16 protein-coding genes are annotated in these 17,283 nt (G+C 70.7%); 9 read left to right on the top strand and 7 right to left on the bottom strand.

The features are described 5' to 3' along the window. Positions 1 to 88 precede the first annotated feature (88 nt). Complete coding sequence (locus Q9R33_RS18455) at positions 89 to 1,747, bottom strand: ABC transporter substrate-binding protein (protein WP_056372360.1); 1,659 nt, start codon at positions 1,745 to 1,747, stop codon at positions 89 to 91. A 258-nt stretch (positions 1,748 to 2,005) separates the two neighbouring features. Between Q9R33_RS18455 and Q9R33_RS18450 the strand changes: the two genes are divergently transcribed. The 3 genes from Q9R33_RS18450 to Q9R33_RS18440 all read left to right on the top strand — a co-directional run bounded on the left by Q9R33_RS18450 (position 2,006) and on the right by Q9R33_RS18440 (position 4,036). After that, entirely contained in the window at positions 2,006 to 2,869 is an 864-nt protein-coding gene (locus Q9R33_RS18450; protein ID WP_311294659.1) for a fused MFS/spermidine synthase, read from the top strand. Between the two features lie 97 nt (positions 2,870 to 2,966). After that, on the top strand, positions 2,967 to 3,494 hold the full coding sequence (locus Q9R33_RS18445; protein WP_056372356.1) for a hypothetical protein: 528 nt from the start codon (positions 2,967 to 2,969) through the stop codon (positions 3,492 to 3,494). 50 nt (positions 3,495 to 3,544) lie between these two features. Next, positions 3,545 to 4,036 carry a SprT-like domain-containing protein gene (locus tag Q9R33_RS18440; protein ID WP_056372354.1) on the top strand — a complete coding sequence of 164 codons (492 nt, stop codon included), beginning with the start codon at positions 3,545 to 3,547 and terminating at the stop codon, positions 4,034 to 4,036. A 6-nt stretch (positions 4,037 to 4,042) separates the two neighbouring features. Here Q9R33_RS18440 and Q9R33_RS18435 read toward each other — a convergent pair whose 3' ends face one another. Then, positions 4,043 to 4,684 (bottom strand): 2-phosphosulfolactate phosphatase, encoded by a 642-nt coding sequence (locus Q9R33_RS18435; RefSeq protein WP_311294658.1) that lies wholly within the window; start codon positions 4,682 to 4,684, stop codon positions 4,043 to 4,045. A gap of 182 nt (positions 4,685 to 4,866) precedes the next feature. On the opposite strand from Q9R33_RS18435, the gene Q9R33_RS18430 reads away from it, so the two are divergent. After that, positions 4,867 to 5,376 (top strand): hypothetical protein, encoded by a 510-nt coding sequence (locus tag Q9R33_RS18430; protein WP_311294657.1) that lies wholly within the window; start codon positions 4,867 to 4,869, stop codon positions 5,374 to 5,376. A gap of 33 nt (positions 5,377 to 5,409) precedes the next feature. Here Q9R33_RS18430 and Q9R33_RS18425 read toward each other — a convergent pair whose 3' ends face one another. Continuing rightward, positions 5,410 to 6,003, bottom strand: a complete 594-nt coding sequence (locus Q9R33_RS18425) for an NADPH-dependent FMN reductase (protein ID WP_056372348.1) — start codon at positions 6,001 to 6,003, stop codon at positions 5,410 to 5,412. Positions 6,004 to 6,142: 139 nt separating this feature from the next. Here Q9R33_RS18425 and Q9R33_RS18420 point away from each other — a divergent pair, with 139 nt between their 5' ends. Next, entirely contained in the window at positions 6,143 to 7,885 is a 1,743-nt protein-coding gene (locus Q9R33_RS18420) for a hypothetical protein (RefSeq protein WP_311294656.1), read from the top strand. Continuing rightward, positions 7,882 to 9,207 (top strand): hypothetical protein, encoded by a 1,326-nt coding sequence (locus Q9R33_RS18415; RefSeq protein WP_311294655.1) that lies wholly within the window; start codon positions 7,882 to 7,884, stop codon positions 9,205 to 9,207. Before Q9R33_RS18420 ends, Q9R33_RS18415 begins: the two co-directional genes overlap by 4 nt. 110 nt (positions 9,208 to 9,317) lie before the next feature. Here Q9R33_RS18415 and Q9R33_RS18410 read toward each other — a convergent pair whose 3' ends face one another. From Q9R33_RS18410 to Q9R33_RS18395, 4 genes are all read right to left on the bottom strand, one after another. Then, positions 9,318 to 10,796 (bottom strand): FtsX-like permease family protein, encoded by a 1,479-nt coding sequence (locus Q9R33_RS18410; RefSeq protein ID WP_311294654.1) that lies wholly within the window; start codon positions 10,794 to 10,796, stop codon positions 9,318 to 9,320. After that, positions 10,793 to 11,572, bottom strand: coding sequence for an ABC transporter ATP-binding protein (locus tag Q9R33_RS18405; RefSeq protein WP_056372341.1), 780 nt, complete (start codon positions 11,570 to 11,572; stop codon positions 10,793 to 10,795). The genes Q9R33_RS18410 and Q9R33_RS18405 overlap by 4 nt, the downstream gene beginning before the upstream one ends. 103 nt (positions 11,573 to 11,675) lie before the next feature. Then, the gene (locus Q9R33_RS18400; RefSeq protein ID WP_310250086.1) at positions 11,676 to 12,338 is read right to left on the bottom strand and encodes a response regulator transcription factor; all 663 of its coding nucleotides are present in this window, start codon (positions 12,336 to 12,338) and stop codon (positions 11,676 to 11,678) included. 112 nt (positions 12,339 to 12,450) lie between these two features. Beyond that, complete coding sequence (locus Q9R33_RS18395) at positions 12,451 to 13,629, bottom strand: histidine kinase (RefSeq protein ID WP_311294653.1); 1,179 nt, start codon at positions 13,627 to 13,629, stop codon at positions 12,451 to 12,453. A 308-nt stretch (positions 13,630 to 13,937) separates the two neighbouring features. Between Q9R33_RS18395 and Q9R33_RS18390 the strand changes: the two genes are divergently transcribed. From Q9R33_RS18390 to Q9R33_RS18380, 3 genes are read left to right on the top strand one after another with little or no spacing between them, the layout of a single operon-like run. Then, entirely contained in the window at positions 13,938 to 14,786 is an 849-nt protein-coding gene (locus Q9R33_RS18390) for a nitrilase-related carbon-nitrogen hydrolase (protein ID WP_311294652.1), read from the top strand. 15 nt (positions 14,787 to 14,801) lie between these two features. Then, complete coding sequence (gene hydA / locus Q9R33_RS18385) at positions 14,802 to 16,244, top strand: dihydropyrimidinase (RefSeq protein ID WP_056372334.1); 1,443 nt, start codon at positions 14,802 to 14,804, stop codon at positions 16,242 to 16,244. Between the two features lie 10 nt (positions 16,245 to 16,254). Beyond that, the gene (locus tag Q9R33_RS18380; RefSeq protein WP_056372332.1) at positions 16,255 to 17,274 is read left to right on the top strand and encodes a TIGR03842 family LLM class F420-dependent oxidoreductase; all 1,020 of its coding nucleotides are present in this window, start codon (positions 16,255 to 16,257) and stop codon (positions 17,272 to 17,274) included. Positions 17,275 to 17,283 lie beyond the last annotated feature (9 nt).

The raw sequence follows: 17,283 nt of genomic DNA, 5'->3' as shown, positions 1-17,283 counted from the left end.
GCGACCGGTGGCCGCGTGGCGAGCCGACGGGGGGAACCGGATGCCCCGTCCCGGCGCTGTCGCCGGGACGGGGCATCCGGTCACGGCGTCACTCGCTGAGCTCGACCATGTTGTACACCTCGTCCTGCACCGGGCTGGCCGGGTAGGACGTGACGCGCGCGTCGAAGGCGAGCGTCGGAACCGGATGCGCCAGCGGGATGCCCGGCAGGAACTCCATGATCTGCTCGTTGATCGCCTTGTAGGCGGCCTCCTGCTCCTCCTCGGTCGCGAGTCCGCGAGCGTCGGTGAGCGCCTGGAACAGCTCGGCGTTGTCGAAGCCCCACTCGTTGGTGGGCAGGCCGAAGAACGTGCCCACGAAGTTGTCGGGGTCGTTGTAGTCGCCGGTCCAGCCGAGCAGGTGGATGCCGTGCTCGGTACCGCCCTGGATCAGGTCGAGGTACTCGACCCACTCGTTGGTGACGGGGTTGAGCACGATGCCCACAGCCTCGAGCTGGCTCTGCAGGTTCGTGAAGATCTGCTCGGGGTTGGGCATGTAGGGGCGCGAGATGTTCACGGGGTAGTTGAACGTGATCGTCAGCGGGTTCGCCTCGCTGTAGCCGGCCTCGGCCAGGAGCGCCTTGGCGGCCTCCGGGTCGTAGTCGTACTGGGTGACGTCCTCGTTCCAGCCGATCACGGCGTCCGGCATGAACTGGCTCGCGGCGACGGTGCCCTCGGGGAGCACCTGCGTGATGAGCGCGTCCTTGTCGATCGCGTGCGCGATCGCCTGGCGCACCTTGGGCTCTGACAGGCCGGGGGCGGCCTGGTTCATGCCGAGGTACAGGACGTTGAACGGGTCGCGGTTCACCAGCGAGAAGCCGGCGTCCTCGAGCGCCTGCAGGTCGGCCGGTGCGACGAGGTCGTAGCCGTCGATGCTGCCGGCCTCGAGCGCCTGACGGCGGGCCGTCGTGTCGCCGATGACGCGGAAGATGACTTCCTGGACGTCGCCCTGCTCGCCCCAGTAGTCGGGGTTCGCCTTGAGCACGGTCTGCTCGCCGAGCGAGATCGAGTCGAAGACGAAGGGCCCGGTGCCGGTGGGGTGGCCCTGGCCGTACTCGCTCTGGACAGGCGCCTCCTCGGTGCCGCCGACATCGTCGGCGCCGTACTCCTCGAGAGCGTCCGGGCTCTGGATCGAGAACGACGGCAGCGACAGCGCCGGGATGAACCCGGCGAACGGCTGCTTCAGCGTGATCGTCGCCTGGGTCTCACTGTCGGCCGTGCAGGAGTCGTAGATCGACTCGTCGCCGAAGCCGCGCATGATGACGCCCCAGTAGTAGGCCATGCTCTGCGACGCGGCGACGCCGGTGAAGGCGTTCTGACGGTCGAAGTTGTAGCAGACGGCCTCAGCGTTGAAGTCGGTGCCGTCGTGGAACTTCACGCCCTCTTCGAGGGTGAAGACGTAGGTCGTGTCGTCGGGCTGCTCCCAGCTCTTGGCGAGGAGGGGCGCGGGGTCGGCCGTCCCGGGCACCGTGCCCACCAGGCCCTCGAACATCTGGCGCGCGACGCGGAACGTCTCGCCGTCGCTCGCGAACGCGGGGTCGAGGCTGGCCGGGTCTCCCGACGCGCCGAAAACGAACGTCGAGTCGACGTCGCTCGCCTGCTCGTCTCCGCCGCCGTCGTCGCGCTGACTCGCGCAGGCGGTGAGGACGATCGCGCCGACGGCGACCGCGGCGGCGCCGGCGAGCCAGCGCCTTCTCGCAGTGTGGAGCATGTGCTGTGCACCTTCCATGTCGTGTGGGCTCCGCTGCACATCGTCGTGGAGCAGAGGTGCGCGCAAGCCCTCAGCGGGGTGTGATGCTCCGACGCTACCCGGGTGCGGCGTTCCCGTCGGTTACGCCTGTGTCTCGATTCGGTTTCGGCGGATACGGATGCTGCGTGTTCAGCGTTCTGCGCAGGGCGCTCCGCCGACGGTGGGCAGAACCGTCAACCGCACACCGCTGGCGACGGCGATGCGGCTAACGTGGGGAGCATGGCGCGCGCGAGGGAAGAGACACCCGTCCCCTCCGTCCGGCTCTCGGATGGGACCCTCGCCCGCGTGGTGCGCTCGCCGTTCGCCGGCGGGTGGGAGCTCGACGTCGACGGCACGCCGCAGTCGCACGTGGACCTCGACGATCCGACGCACCTGCACTTCGAGTACGTCGCGCGCATGGGTGCCGTGATCGACCGGCTGCGGATGCCCGGGCAGCCGCTGACCGCGATCCACCTGGGCGCCGGCGCGCTCACGATCCCGCGGTACATCGAGCAGACGCGTCCGGGCTCGCGGCAGCAGGTGGTCGAGCTGGAGCCGGCGCTGTGGGACCTCGTGCGCGAGAACCTGCCGCTCGCCCGCGGCGCCTCGATCCGAGTGCGCATCGGCGATGCGCGCGAGACGCTCGGGCGCCTGCCCGCGGGTCTCGTGGGCGCCGCCGACCTCGTCGTCTCGGACGTCTACTCGGGCGCTCAGACGCCCGCGCATCTCACGACCGTGGAGTTCTTCACCGAGGCCGCACGGTTCCTCGCCCCCGACGGAGTGCTCCTCGTGAACGTGGCCGACGGCGCGGGACTCGCCTTCGCCCGCCGCGAGGTCGCGACCGTCCAGGCCGTGCTCGAGCACGTGATCGTGCTCGCCGAGGTGCAGACGCTCAAGGGCCGCCGCTTCGGCAACCTCGTGATCGCCGCATCCCGCGCGCCCCTTCCGACCGAGTGGCTCCCGCGCCTCATGGCCGCCGGTCCGCACCCCGCCAAGGTCGCCGAAGGACGCGAGCTCGACGAGTTCGCGCGCGGCGCGCGCGTGGCCACCGACGCCGACGCGACGCCGTCGCCCAAGCCCTCGGCATCCGTCTTCACCCGCTGACGGTTCACGGATGCCGCGACCCGGCGTGGCACGACCGCGTCCCGGGAAGCGGCAAGGCAAACTGGAGGAGCCACCGGCGCGGCGAAGGGAGTCAGACGTGAGCTACATCAGCGGGTACGATCCCGACACTCTCCGCGAGAAGGTGAACGCGAGCCAGTGCCAGGAGCGGCTCGAAGAGATCGGCGATCAGCGCAGCCTTCCGGCGCTGCTCGAGCGCGTCTGGCTGCTCAAGGTCCTGGATCGCCCCGACGAGGCTCTCGTCATCTCGGAGCAGTCGGTGCGCGTCGCGCGCATGGCGGGCACCCGCAAGGACCTGCTGCGCGCCCGCATCCTGCACGCCACGGTGCTGCAGGCCCGTGGCGCGTACGGTGCCGCCGATCAGGAGCTCACCACGTGCGCCGAAGAGGCCGACGGGCAGGGCTGGGCCGGCATCGGGGCCTTCGCCTACCAGCACCGCGGCAAGGTCAACTACGACGCCGGCGACTTCGAGGCCGCCCGCAAGGACTTCAAGCGCGCGCTATTCCTGCGCCAGGAGTCCGGCGCCACCGAGGACCAGCTCGAGTCGACCCTCCTCGCGATCGACGCCGCCGACCGGCGCCGGGCCGCGGCATCCGTCGCCAGCTGAGGTGGGCACCCTGAGCCGGAGTGTCGGAGATACGTTCTAGTCTCGCGCACATGTCGGATCTGCATCGCGTGCGGCACTGGGCCGAGGCCCTCATCGCCCTTCACCTCGACGACTCGTGGAGCTTCGCGTTCGACAACGCGAAGCGCCGGGCCGGGCTGTGCGACTACACGCACAAGCGCATCAGCGTCTCGCGCTACCTCGCGGCGCGGTACGACGACGACACCAACCACCAGACGCTGCTGCACGAGGTGGCCCACGCATTGGCCGGGCCGCGTGCCGGCCACGGCGCGCGGTGGAAGGCCGTCGCGCGCGACCTCGGCTATGTCGGCGGCACCACCCACAACGGCGAGACGGCGACCGAGCTCGCGCCGTGGATCGGCGTCTGCCCCGCGGGGCACGTCGCCTACCGTCACCGCAAGGCGACCCGGCCGACGTCGTGCGCGAAGTGCGCCCCGCACTTCGACGAGCGCCACGCCTTCACGTGGACGCGCCGCGAGATCACGCGCGCGACGCGCCTGGCCGCGATGACCCCGCGCGACTGAGCCGCGTCAGTACGCGACGAACGCCCCGTCGCGCAGGACCGGGACGACGGATGCTGCATCCACCGCGGCCGCGTTCAGCACCTCGTCGCGGGTGTCGCGGTCGAGAAGCTCCTGCCCGGAGCCGCTGGCCGTCAGCAGGTGCCGGACGGCGCCGCGCAGCCCACGGAACGACTCGCACGCCGCCGCCGCCTCGGGCGAGGTGTGGTCGACGCCGAGGTCGCCGAGCGCGTCGACGATCGCACCGGCGCCGAGCTGGTCCTCGACCGCGAACCGGAGCGGAGCGCCGGCGTCACGGCCGGCGAGCTCGCCCGCCGCGATCACGGCGATGCTCGTGCGCGCACCGCGCTCGTGCTGGAGGTCGAGCACAGCCCGGGCGACCGCGGCGGCGTTGCGGAGGCATCCGAGCAGCACCACGGCGCCGGACTGCGCCGTCGCGTCGGCCACGGCCGCGCCGTTGATCGACACCGCGTGCGCCGAGGGGTCGAGGGGCACGGTCTCGCCCCGGGCGACGGCATCCGTCACCGTCGTGGAGAACCGGAGCACGTCGACGACCACGACGACGTCCGCGGGGGCGAGGCGACGGAGCCCATCGATCCCCCAGTCGTGGCGGACCTGGTAGCGGTGCTGGTCGAACGCTCTCTCGGGCATCCGTCCAGCGTAGGCGGCAGCATCCTTCTTGCCGTCCTCGGTGCCCCGCGCACCGATCATGTGCTCCCACCGAGACGACACGTCGTGCACGCGCACATCGCGTGCTCTCGGCGAGAGCGCATGATGTGGACGTCGGCGCAAGCCCGACTCGAACCGGAGAAGCGAATGCGACACTGGAGCGCATGCGGATTCTGCTGAAGTTCGTGATCGACTGCGACGCCGATGCCGCGTGGCGGGCGGTGCATTCGCCCCGCGCCGTCGCCGAGCTCTACGGCCCGCTGATGGACCTCGCCCCGCTCGTGCCGAGCGGGCTGCCGACGTCGTGGACCCCCGGCGACGACGTGCCGGTGCAGCTGTCGGCGTTCGGCGCGGTGCCGATGGGGAGGCAGCTGATCCACGTCAGCGAGCGCTCCGTGGACGAACCCGGCGGGCGTGTCCGGATCTTCCGCGACAGCGGCATCCCGCTCACGGGCCCGCTCGCCAGCCTCGACGTCTGGGACCACCAGATGGCGGTGTCGCCGGCGCCCGGTCAGCCCGGCAAGACGCTGTGGCGCGACCGGCTCGTCATCGGCGGCCCGACGGCGCCCCTCCTATGGCCGGTGCTGTGGGGCATGTGGCAGTGGCGCGCCGCACGCGTGCGCGCCCTCGCGCCCTCGTGGTCCCACGACCCCGAACCACGCGACGACGAGTGATGAGGATGCTGCGGGCCGCGGCATCCGTCATCATCACGTCTGCGGGATCACCGTCAGCACGCGCGCGGTGTACTCGAGGAACTTCACCATGAAGGTGCGGAGGAACTCCTCCGTCGAGGCGACGGTCACCTCGCCGTCGGCCTCGATGAGCCCCGGCGTGAAGTGGATGTACGCCTCGGGGGTGGTCATCTGGCGTGCGTTGAGGAAGCTCAGCGTGCTCCGCAGCGACTGCTGGCCGACGGCGGTGCCGATCTGCCCGGGCGAGGCGCCGATGACGGCGACCGGCTTGTCGCTCCACGCGTTCTGACCCCACGGCCGGCTGCCCCAGTCGATCGCGTTCTTGAGCGCGCCGGGGATCGAACGGTTGTACTCGGGCGTCACGAAGAGCAGCGCGTCGGAGGAACGCACCGCCTCCTTGAATTCGAGCGCCGCCTGCGGATAGTCGGCGTCGAGGTCGCGGTTGTACAGCGGAAGGTCGGCGTAGGAGATCTCGAAGAACTCGAGTTCGGGCGGCGCGAGCCGCTGCACGGCGAGTGCCAGACGCCGGTTGACGGACTCGCGCGAGAGGCTGCCGACGATCACGCCGACGCGATAGGGCGGTTCGTGCTCAACGATCTCGATCTGCATGCGGCCAGCCTGCACCCGTGCGCCGGCTCACGCACCCCCTTGCGCTCCAGACCCCCTCGGTATCAGGACTGCGCGGCGACCCTCTTCCAGAGCGGGGCAAGTCGCTGCATTGTGGAGCCGTAGACCCTGGGGGTGTGACATGGCGGACGGTGTCGAATTCGCGGAACCCGCCGACGAGCCGCGCACGCACATCACGCTGCGGCTCATCGCACAGGATCCGTCGGTGAGCGGTGACGACGCGAGCATCCTCACCGCCAACGTGAAGGTGCCGTGGTCGCGCATGGAGGACGGACCCCGGGGAGCCCGCCTGCACGTGGTCGACTACGACACCGCCACCGGCCGCTACGTCAAGCACGAGCCGCTGGGCAAGGACGACCTCTTCGCGGAGGCGACCGACGACGTGCTGCGCACCGACTGGGCCTTCCACGCGCAGCATGTGTACGCCACCGCCGCGCGCACGCTCGCGACGTTCGAGACGGCGCTGGGCCGCCGGCTTCCGTGGGGATTCCGCAGCCACCAGCTGTTCCTCGTGCCGCACGCGTTCGCCGAGGCGAACGCCTACTACTCGTTCGAGGACCGCGCACTGCTGTTCGGCTACGTGCCGCCCGCCGACCCGACCGGAGAAACGATCTACACGTGCCTGAGCCACGACGTGGTGGTGCACGAGACGACGCACGCCGTGCTCGACGGACTGCGGGGCCGGTTCCTCGAGCCGAGCCTTCCCGACCAGGCCGCATTCCACGAGGGCTTCGCCGACATCGTGGCCCTGCTCTCGGTGTTCTCGATGCGCCCGGTCATCGAGCAGGCGCTCGGCAAGCCCGACAAGAGCGGGCGCATCCCGCGAAGCCACGTGGAGCCCGAGGCGCTGCGCAAGAACATGCTCGCCCGCGTCGCCGAGCAGATCGGCAGCGTGCTGACTCAGGGCCGCGGCGCGCTGCGGGAGTCGGCGCTGAAGCCGCCGCCCGCCGACTGGGCGAAGCGGACCGACTTCCTCGAGCCGCACCAGCGCGGCGAGGTGCTGGTGGCGATCGCCTTCGATCTGCTCATCGACATCTGGTACATGCGGCTGCAGGCGCTGTTCTCACGGCCGAACGGCCCGGCGGCGACCGGCAAGGGTGTCACCGTCGACCGCGCGCGGGCCGCCGAGGAGGGCGCGAAGGCGGCGTCCCAGCTGCTCACGATGCTGATCCGCGGCCTCGACTACCTGCCGCCCGTCGAGTTCGACTTCGGCGACCTCCTCAACGCGGTGCTGCTGGCCGACAACGAGGTCGTGCCCGACGACGACCTCGGCTACCGCAAGCTCCTGGTCGACGGGTTCGCCAAGGCCGGCATCACGCTCCCCTCCGGCCGGGTGACCGACGTGCTCGAGTCGGAGCTGCCACCCCGCTACCTCGGGATCAACTTCGCAGGGCTCCGCAGCGACCGCGACGAGGTGTCGCGCTTCCTCTGGCAGAACGCCCGTCGCCTCGACGTGTCGACCGACTACTACACGGTGATCGAGTCGGTGCTGCCGACGCAGCGGATCGGTCCCGACGGACTGATCGTGCCGGAGTCGGTCGCCACATACGTCCAGATGGCCGACATGACCGCGCGGGAGTTCACCGACGAGTCGGGGCTCCAGCTCTCGCCGGCGATCGATCCGAGCACGCCCGTGCAGCTGTTCGGCGGCGGGACGCTGATCTTCGACCAGTTCGGCCGGCTCAAGCTGCACATCCAGAAGCGGCTCGACGACTGGCGTCGCCAGCAGCTGCGGCTCGACCACCTCGCCCGCACCGGCCGCATGGATTCGAAGCGCCGCCTCGGCTTCTCGGACGGGGCGGCTCGCGGGCAGACGTTCGCCGAGCTGCACCGCACCGAGCAGAGCTCCGGGGAGACATGGTGAGCACTCCGATCCGCGTTCGCGTCCGCATGTACCAGGTCGGCTTCGGCGACTGCTTCCTGGTGTCCGTCGAGTACGACGAGCCGCTCTCCGACGGCCGCTCCGAGCGGCACATCCTCATCGACTACGGCACGAGCCATTCACCGCGCGAAGGCATGGCCCGCGGCCGTATGGGCGACGTCGCCGCGCTGATCGAGAAGCACACAGGCGGCCGGCTCGACGTGCTCGTGGTCACCCACCGCCACCGGGACCACCTGCGGGGGTTCGAGGTCGACGCGGGCGCGACCATCATGAAGAGGCTCGCACCCACGCTCGTGCTGCGGTCGTGGACCGAGGATCCGAGGCTGTCGGCGACGGCGAACGGCCCCGGAGACCCGGGCCTGGCGGCGGCCGAGCCGCCGAACGGCCTCACCAGCGCGTCCGTGCGGTACGCCGCGCTGCTCGCAGAGGCCCAGGAGCACGTCGCCAAGCTGACCCAGCTCGTCGGGCTCGACGACGATGTCAGGGCGGCCGCCGAGGACCAGCTCAAGAACGCCGAAGCGGTGGCCCTGCTGGACGAGCTCTCACTCGGCGACCGGGGCAGGTACCTGCACGCCGGGATGGAGTCGGGCATCGACGACGTGGTGCCGGGGATGCGGGCGACCGTGCTCGGCCCGCCCACGGTGGATCAGGACCCGCGCGTCGCGAAGCAGCGCGAGGACGATCCGGAGTACTGGCTCCGTGCACTCGGCGCCTCACTGCGCGTCGTCGGCTCTGCCGCCGACGCCGGCGCCCCCGCACCGATCGCACACGGGCCCGGTCCGGTGCGCTGGCTCATCGACCGCCTCGCGAACCAGCGATCGCACTCGGCGGCCCGTCTGGTGCGCGACCTCGACGACGCCCTCAACAACACCAGCATCATCCTGCTCCTGGAGATCAAGGGACTGTCGATGCTGTTCCCGGGCGATGCGCAGATCGAGAACTGGCGGCTCACGCTGGAGCGGCTCACGGACGAGCCGCAGCTTCGCGAGCGGCTCGCCGGCATCGACCTGTACAAGGTCGGCCACCACGGCAGCCGCAACGCCACGCCCCGCTCGCTGCACGCGCTGTGGAAGGACCGGGGGCCCGAGCAGCCCCGGCTCGCCGCCGTCCTGTCGACCCGCCAGGACGTCCACGGCAAGGGCGACGGCGCCGTGCCGCAGCCGCAGCTCGTCACCGCGCTGCGCGAGGTCGCCGACCTCTACTCGACCGACGACCTCACCGGCGGTGAGGAGTGGATCGAGCTCGAGGCCGACGCCGCGCACGGCCCCTTCCGTCGGGTCCCGCTCATTCCCCCCGGTCGTTGAGCGAGCGAGGAACGAGCGAGTCGAAACGCCCCGGGCTTCCGAGGAGACCCAGGGTGTTTCGACTTCGGGCGCTGGAGTGCCCTCCGCTCAACGACCGGGGAACGCCGGTCTCAGTCCGCGAGCGCCTCGACGGGCACGACCCGCGTCGCGAGCCGCGTCGGCACGACCGCCGCGACGAGGGTGAGCACCGCCGTCGCGACCACGATGATCGCCACCGGCAGCCACGGCACAGCCGGAGCGACGAGCGTCGGCGACGAGAACGACGGCGGCATCGGCACGGCACCCAGCAGCGACTGCGCGCCGGCCCAGCCGTAGGCGATGCCGAGCACGAGGCCCGTGATCGTCGCGGTGATCGTGATGTGCGCGGCCTCGAGCAGCACCATGCGCCGCACCTGCCCCGTCGAGACGCCGAGGGCCCGCAGGAGCCCGAGCTCACGGCGGCGCTGCACCACGCCGATCGTGAGGAGGTTCACGAGCCCCACGGCGGCGATGACCGCCGAGACCGCGACGAGCCCCATCATGATCCCGGCGAACGTGTCGAGCAGCGTGGTCATCTCCTGCGGGGCCTCGCCACCGGCCGACGTCGTCAGCACGACCTTCACGGTCTCGAGTGCGACGGCGAACATCGTCACGAGCGTCACGCCCATCACGACGCCGATCGCCATGCGGCTGGAGCGCTCGGGGTAGCGCAGCGCGTTCTCCGACGCCAGGCGCGCGGTCGCCGACGACCCGAAGAGCCTGCCCACGAGCCGCAGCACCGGAGGCATCACGAGCGTCGCGCCGAGCGCGAGCCCGGTGAACGAGAAGATCCCGCCGAAGAACGCGACGATCACGCCGAGCGGGGAGACGAGCCCGATGGCGATGCCTCCCGCGAGCAGTGCCCCGCCGATCGCGAACAGCGTGATCGCCGCGCCGTTGCGTGCGCCCTTGCGGGTGAACGCGTCGTGGGATGCCTCGACCGAGCCGCCCAGCGCCTGCAGCGGTGTGACGGTCAGCACGCGCCGGGACCCCGCCCACGCCGCGGCCCAGGTCGTGAGCGCGACCACGACGGCCGGGATCACGAGCACCGGCTGCACGACGGCGTACTCCACGTCCTCGATGCCGAACGCGGCCCCTGCCAGCGCGACGCCCGCCCACGACACGAGGGTGCCGGCGACGAGCCCGAGCACCGCACCGATGACGCCGACGACAAGACCCTGGTGCGCGACCTCGGAACGCTGCGAGCGCGCCGAGGCGCCGATCAGCCGCAGCAGCGCGATGCGGCGCGTGCGGCCCGCGATGACCGTCGCGAAGGTGTTCGCGGTGACGATGGCCGCGACGTACACGGCGACGCCGATCAGCAGGAAGCTCATGATCGCGAGCACCGCGGCGAGCATGCCGCTCTCGCCGATGAACGGGTCCGCTCGCAGCACCGCGGCGATGAACCCGGTCGCGCTCAGCAGGATCGCGCCGAACGCGCTCGAGATCGCGGCCACGAGGATGCTCGCCCCCATACCGCGCTCGCGCAGCCACCCGAGCGGTGTGGCGACGCTGCGCGGGACGGATGCTGCGGGCAGATGCACCCGACCCGATTCGGCGATCGCGGTCATGACGCCACCGCCGCGCCCGCACCCAGCTCCGAGGCGAGCATGTAGGCCGAGATCTCCTCGGCGCTCTGGCGGGGCTTGTCGGCGACGATGCGCCCGTCGCCGAGGAAGAGCACGCGGTCCGCGTGCGAGGCCGCGACCGGATCGTGCGTGACCATGGCGATGGACTGGCCGTGCTCGCGCGTGGCGGCGGCGAGGAGCGTGAGCACCTCGCGACCCGAGCGCGAGTCGAGGTTGCCCGTGGGCTCGTCGGCGAACACGAGGTCGGGCGAGGTCGCGAGCGCACGGGCGATCGCGACGCGCTGCTGCTGGCCGCCAGACAGCTGGTGGGGGCGGTGGTTCAGGCGGGACGCGAGTCCCAGACGCTCGACGAGGCCGTCGATGCGCGCCCGCTCGAGGGTCGTGGGCCGGCGACCGTCGAGGTCGAACGGCAGCAGGATGTTGCCGAGCGCGTCGAGGGTGGGCACGAGGTTGAACGCCTGGAACACGAACCCCACGCGGCGGCGCCGCAGGATCGTGAGCTCGAGGTCGCTGAGACCGGTGATGTCGGTGTCGCCGATCCACGCGCGCCCCGACGAGGGGGCGTCGAGTCCCGCCATGATGTGCATGAGCGTGGACTTGCCCGAGCCCGACGGGCCCATGATCGCGGTGAACTCGCCGCGGCGGATGCCGACGCTCACGCCGTCGAGCGCGTGCACCGTGCTCTCGCCGGTTCCGTAGGTCTTGGTGAGCTGCTGCACCCGGGCGGCCAGGCCCAGGTCGGTCGATGAGAGTTCCATGCTTCGACGGTAGGAACGACCCGGGGTCGCCCGCGTCGCCCGTCAGAGGCATCCGTCTACATCTCGAGGATGACCTCGAGCCGCCCTCGAGGGGCGCTGAGCGCTACACCAGACCGTGCTCGAAGGCGAAGACCACGAGCTGCACGCGGTCGCGCAGGCCCAGCTTCGTGAGGATGCGGCTGATGTGCGTCTTCACCGTCGCCTCTGACAGGTACTCGCGCGCGGCGATCTCGGCGTTGGACAGCCCGCGCGCGGCGAGGGCGAAGATCTCGCGCTCGCGCTCGGTGAGGTCCGCGTACGCATTCGGGACCGGCCGGGGCGCAGCATCCGTGAATCTCTCGAACAGCTCGCGAGTGGCGGATGCTGCGATCACGGCCGACCCCGCATGCACGGTGCGGATCGCCGCGAGGAGGAACTCGGGGTCGGCGTCCTTGAGGAGGAAACCGCTCGCCCCCTGGCGGATGGCGCGGGCGGCCGCCTCGTCGAGGTCGAACGTCGTGAGCATCACGATGCGCGGAGGTTCGGGATCGGTGAGCAGCTCGGCGGTCGCGGCGAGGCCGTCCATGACGGGCATGCGGATGTCCATCAGAACGACGTCGGGCCGCGAGTGGCGTACCGCCTCGATCGCCTCGCGGCCGTCGGATGCCTCGGCCACGACCTCGAGGTCGGGCTGCGAGTCGATGAGCATGCGGATGCCTGCGCGGAACAGCGACTGGTCGTCGACGAGAACCACTCTGATCACCGTTCGCCCTCCTGCGCACAGCATCGGATCCGCACCTGCGGACGGCGGGCACGACACGCCGGGGGAAGGATGCCGCGACCCGGCGTGTCGCCGAACATGTCCGCACCCGCGGATCCGCGGTCGTGCACGGGCGGGCTCAACCGGCGCCCCCGAGGGGAATGGTGGCACGCACGGTGAAGGCGCCGCCTTCGTCGGCCGCGTCGAGCCGTCCGCCGGCGAGTTGGGCGCGTTCGCGCATGCCGATGATGCCGTGGCCGGACCGCCCCGGCTGCGAGCCGGGCGAGACGGGATTGCGGACGTCGAGCTCGACGCGGTCGGACAGCCACGACAGCCGCACGTCGACGGAGCCTCCGGGGGCCCCGTGCCGGAGGGTGTTGGTCAGCGCCTCCTGCAGGATGCGGTAGACCGCGAGCTGCACAGCCGCCGGGGGCTCGCCCGGCGGCGCCGGGTCGACGTCGACCCGCAGCTGCACCCCGGCGGTGCGCACCTGCATGTACAGCTCCTCGAGATCGGCGATCGTGGGCTGCGGTCCGTCGCCCTGGCGGTGCCGCAGCTGCCCGAGCAGCAGCCGCACGTCGGCGAGGGCCGAGCGGGCCGTGGTCGAGATCGTCGCGAGGGCTTCCGTGGCGATCGCGGCATCCGATGATGCCGCGTAGCGCGCGCCGTCAGCCTGGGCGATCACCACCGCGAGCGAGTGCGCGACGACGTCGTGCATGTCGCGCGCGATGCGCACGCGCTCCTGCTCGGCGGCGGTCTCGGCCTCGGCGCGCTGCTGCGCCTCGCGGTTCTCGCGCGCCCGCACCGCGGTGCGCACGAGGGCGCCGATCGTCCAGGAGAGCCCGAGCGCGAAGGCGCCCGCGACGAGAACGACGAGCGCCAGCGGCAGTGTCTGCCACGACAGCCCTCCGCCGGCGAACGGCGGCCCGGCGAACAGGTACACCGTGATCACGAGCGCCCCGACGAGCGCCGAGGCGAAGCCCGCCCAGTAGACCACCCGCGATCCGTAGGCCGCGGTCGTGTAGAGCACGCCGAAGATCGCGAGATCCGCGAAGCTCGGCGGGCGCCCGAGCCCCATCTGCACGAGCGCGCCGACCCAGGCGATGCCGAGGGCCAGCGCCGGCGACAGGCGGCGCAGCGCCAGCGCGCCGGTGAACAGGGCGGCGATGAGCAGTCCGGACACCGCGTCTCCGACCGGGCCCAGACTCGACCACGCGCCGGAGGCCACCAGGGCCTCGACCGGCCACGCGATCACGAAGAAGCCGACCGCGATCACGACGTCGGTGACGATCTGGGACGTCTTCAGGCGGCGGAACACCGTCTCACGCTACGCGAGCGCCTCGGGCCGAGGCATCCGTCCCGCGCTGTATCCGCCGTGGGCGGGGATCATTCGAGGGATGTACGGACCGGATGCTGCGGCATCCCGTTCCCGCGATCCATAAGGTCTGCCCAGCCGACCATTGCGCCGCACCGGGCAAGGCTTTACTGTCGCGTCACAGGCCGAAACCGACGGGAAACGTCGGATCGCCAGGATCGGGAAGCGGGGCTGCTCCATCGATCGGACCCGCCCGACCCGCCCGAGGGACGGACGAACACGGCACCAGCCGGTTCATGAACGGAGAGACGATGACGACGGTACGCGCGGCGATTTCGCAGACCACCTGGACGGGCGACAAGGAGTCGATGCTCGACAAGCACGAAGGGTTCGCGCGGGACGCCGCCGCCCAGGGTGCGCAGGTGGTGTGCTTCCAGGAGCTGTTCTACGGTCCCTACTTCGGGATCACGCAGGACAAGAAGTACTACCGCTTCGCGGAGTCGTCGGAGGGGCCGATCGTGCAGCGCTTCGCCGCGATCGCGAAGGAGCTCGGGATCGTCACGGTGCTGCCGATCTACGAAGAGGCCGAGACCGGCGTGTACTACAACACGGCGGTGCTCGTCGATGCCGACGGCACGATCCTCGGCAAGTACCGCAAGCACCACCTCCCGCATCTCGACCGGTTCTGGGAGAAGTTCTACTTCCGGCCCGGCAACATGGGCTACCCCGTGTTCGACACCGCCGTCGGCCGGGTCGGCATGTACATCTGCTACGACCGCCACTTCCCCGAGGGGTGGCGCGAGCTCGGTCTGAACGACGCGCACATCGTCTTCAATCCGAACGCTACGAAGCCCGGTCTCTCGAACCGGCTGTGGGAGGTCGAAGGACCCGCCGCAGCCGTCGCGAACGGGTACTTCGTGCTGCAGCCGAACCGCGTGGGCCGCGAGGACAACGAGTACGGCGACCTCGCCGTCGACTTCTACGGCACGAGCCAGGTCATCGACCCCCGTGGCAACTTCGTCGGCGAGCGCGGCTCGGGCGAGCACGAGGAGCTCCTGGTGCGCGATCTCGATCTCGACATGGTGCGCGACATGCGCGACGACTGGCAGTTCTACCGTGATCGCCGGCCCGACTCCTACACGAAGATCGCGAAGCCGTGAGCCGGGGGGACTGACATGGCGACGACACTCATCACGGGCGGCACCGTCGTCTCGGCGACCGGCCGGGGCGAAGCGGACGTGCTCATCGACGGCGAGACCATCGCGGCCGTGCTCGCGCCCGGCTCGCAGCTTCTCGGAACGGATGTCGCGGCATCCGTCGACACCGTCATCGACGCCACCGGCAAGTACGTGATCCCGGGCGGCATCGACGCGCACACCCACATGGAGCTGCCCTTCGGCGGCACCAACGCCTCCGACACGTTCGAGACCGGGACCCGCGCCGCGGCGTGGGGCGGCACGACGTCGATCATCGACTTCGCCGTGCAGCGCTACGGCGAGCGCGTGCAGGACGGCCTGGCCGCCTGGCACGAGAAGGCCGCGGGCAACTGCGCCATCGACTACGGCTTCCACCAGATCGTGGGCGGCGTCGACGACGACTCGCTCGCGGCGATGCGGGGTCTCGTCGACGAGGGCGTCTCGAGCTTCAAGCTCTTCATGGCCTACCCGGGTGTCTTCTACTCCGACGACGCCCAGGTGCTGAAGGCGATGCAGGTCTCGCAGGAGACCGGCCTGCTCACGATGATGCACGCGGAGAACGGGCCGGCGATCGACGTGCTGGCGGCGCAGCTCGCCGAGGCCGGCAAGAAGGCGCCGTACTACCACGGCATCGCCCGTGCGTGGCAGATGGAGGAGGAGGCCACGCACCGCGCGATCATGCTCGCGAACCTCACCGGTGCCCCGCTGTACGTCGTCCATGTTTCGGCGAAACAGGCCGTGGATCAGCTCGCCTGGGCCCGCGACCAGGGGTGGAACGTGTTCGGCGAGACGTGTCCGCAGTACCTGTACCTGTCGCTCGAGGAGCAGCTGGGCGCGTTCAGCGAGGAGTGGGGGCAGTTCGAGGGCGCCAAATGGGTGTGCTCGACGCCGCTGCGCTCGCGTCAGGAGGGCCACCAGCACCACATGTGGCAGGCGCTGCGCACCAACGACATCCAGATGGTGTCGACCGACCACTGCCCGTTCTGCATGAAGGGCCAGAAGGAGCTCGGGCTCGACGACTTCCGTGCGATCCCGAACGGCATCGGCTCGGTCGAGCACCGCATGGACCTCATGTACCAGGGCGTCGTGACCGGCAAGATCACGCTCGAGCGGTGGGTGGAGCTCACCTCGACGACCCCGGCGCGCATGTTCGGCCTGTACGGGCGCAAGGGCGTCATCCAGCCCGGCGCCGACGGCGATGTCGTGGTCTACGACCCGAACGGCCACACCTCGATCGGCTTCGGCGAGGGGCGTACGCACCACATGAACATGGACCACTCCGCGTGGGAGGGCTATGAGATCGACGGGCACGTCGACACCGTCATCTCGCGCGGCAAGGTCGTGGTCGACGACGGCGAGTACCTCGGCGCCAAGGGCGACGGCCGGTTCCTCAAGCGCGGCCTGTCGCAGTACCTGATCTGAGGAGCAGCCCATGGACTTCGGTGTCGTCCTCCAGACGAATCCGCCCGCCGCACGTACGGTGCAGCTCGCCCAGCTCGCCGAGGCGCACGGCTTCAGCCACGTGTGGACGTTCGACTCGCACCTGCTGTGGCAGGAGCCGTACGTCATCCACTCCGCGATCCTCGCCGAGACCAAGCGCGTCACGGTGGGGCCGTTCGTGACCAACCCCGCGACGAGGGACTGGACGGTCACGGCATCCGTCTTCGCCACGCTCAACGAGATGTACGGCAACCGCACGATCTGCGGCATCGGCCGCGGCGACTCGGCGGTGCGGGTGACGAACGGCAGGCCCACGACGATGGCCGAGCTGCGCGAGTCGATCCACGTGATCCGCGAGCTCGCCAACTCGCGGGCCGTGGAGTACAAGGGCGCGACGCTGCAGTTCCCATGGAGCCGGGGGTCCGAGCTCGACGTGTGGGTCGCCGCGTACGGGCCGATGGCGCTGAAGCTCACCGGCGAGGTGGGCGACGGCTTCATCCTGCAGCTCGCGGACGTCGACATCGCCGCCTGGATGATCAAGACGGTGAAGGATGCCGCCGCCGCCGCCGGCCGCGACCCCGAGTCGCTGGCATTCTGCGTGGCGGCGCCGATGTACATCGGCGACGACTGGGAGCACATGCGTGACCAGTGCCGCTGGTTCGGCGGCATGGTCGGCAACCACGTCGCCGACATCGTGGCGAAGTACGGCCATCACGGCGAGGGGGTGCCCGAAGCGCTCACCGACTACATCGAGCGACGCCAGGGCTACGACTACAACACCCACGGCAAGGCCGACAACGACCACGTCGACTTCGTTCCGGACGACATCGTGGACCGGTTCTGCATCCTCGGGACGGCGGCCGATCACATCGCCAAGCTCGAGCAGCTGCGCGAGCTGGGTGTGACCCAGTTCGCCGGGTACCTTCAGCACGACAACAAGGAGGAGACCCTCCGCGTCTACGGCGAGACGGTGATTCCGGCGCTCTCGGCCCACGTCACGGCGAAGAAGTGACGGCGGCCG

This window comes from Microbacterium sp. PRC9 (genome assembly GCF_031844125.1).
Classification (GTDB): Bacteria; Actinomycetota; Actinomycetes; order Actinomycetales; family Microbacteriaceae; genus Microbacterium.
The sequence above is the reverse complement of the archived record's forward strand: the minus strand, read 5'-3'. Positions and strand labels throughout refer to the sequence as shown.

What these genes read in the sequence shown, in the direction of transcription:
- Q9R33_RS18425 (WP_056372348.1), bottom strand. Translation starts at nt 6,003, where the DNA reads ATGCAGATCGAGATCGTTGAGCACGAACCGCCCTATCGCGTCGGCGTG.
- Q9R33_RS18420 (WP_311294656.1), top strand. Translation starts at nt 6,143, where the DNA reads ATGGCGGACGGTGTCGAATTCGCGGAACCCGCCGACGAGCCGCGCACG.
- Q9R33_RS18455 (WP_056372360.1), bottom strand. Translation starts at nt 1,747, where the DNA reads ATGCTCCACACTGCGAGAAGGCGCTGGCTCGCCGGCGCCGCCGCGGTC.
- Q9R33_RS18450 (WP_311294659.1), top strand. Translation starts at nt 2,006, where the DNA reads ATGGCGCGCGCGAGGGAAGAGACACCCGTCCCCTCCGTCCGGCTCTCG.
- Q9R33_RS18430 (WP_311294657.1), top strand. Translation starts at nt 4,867, where the DNA reads ATGCGGATTCTGCTGAAGTTCGTGATCGACTGCGACGCCGATGCCGCG.
- Q9R33_RS18380 (WP_056372332.1), top strand. Translation starts at nt 16,255, where the DNA reads ATGGACTTCGGTGTCGTCCTCCAGACGAATCCGCCCGCCGCACGTACG.
- Q9R33_RS18410 (WP_311294654.1), bottom strand. Translation starts at nt 10,796, where the DNA reads ATGACCGCGATCGCCGAATCGGGTCGGGTGCATCTGCCCGCAGCATCC.
- Q9R33_RS18405 (WP_056372341.1), bottom strand. Translation starts at nt 11,572, where the DNA reads ATGGAACTCTCATCGACCGACCTGGGCCTGGCCGCCCGGGTGCAGCAG.
- Q9R33_RS18435 (WP_311294658.1), bottom strand. Translation starts at nt 4,684, where the DNA reads ATGCCCGAGAGAGCGTTCGACCAGCACCGCTACCAGGTCCGCCACGAC.
- hydA (WP_056372334.1), top strand. Translation starts at nt 14,802, where the DNA reads ATGGCGACGACACTCATCACGGGCGGCACCGTCGTCTCGGCGACCGGC.
- Q9R33_RS18400 (WP_310250086.1), bottom strand. Translation starts at nt 12,338, where the DNA reads ATGCTGTGCGCAGGAGGGCGAACGGTGATCAGAGTGGTTCTCGTCGAC.
- Q9R33_RS18440 (WP_056372354.1), top strand. Translation starts at nt 3,545, where the DNA reads ATGTCGGATCTGCATCGCGTGCGGCACTGGGCCGAGGCCCTCATCGCC.
- Q9R33_RS18390 (WP_311294652.1), top strand. Translation starts at nt 13,938, where the DNA reads ATGACGACGGTACGCGCGGCGATTTCGCAGACCACCTGGACGGGCGAC.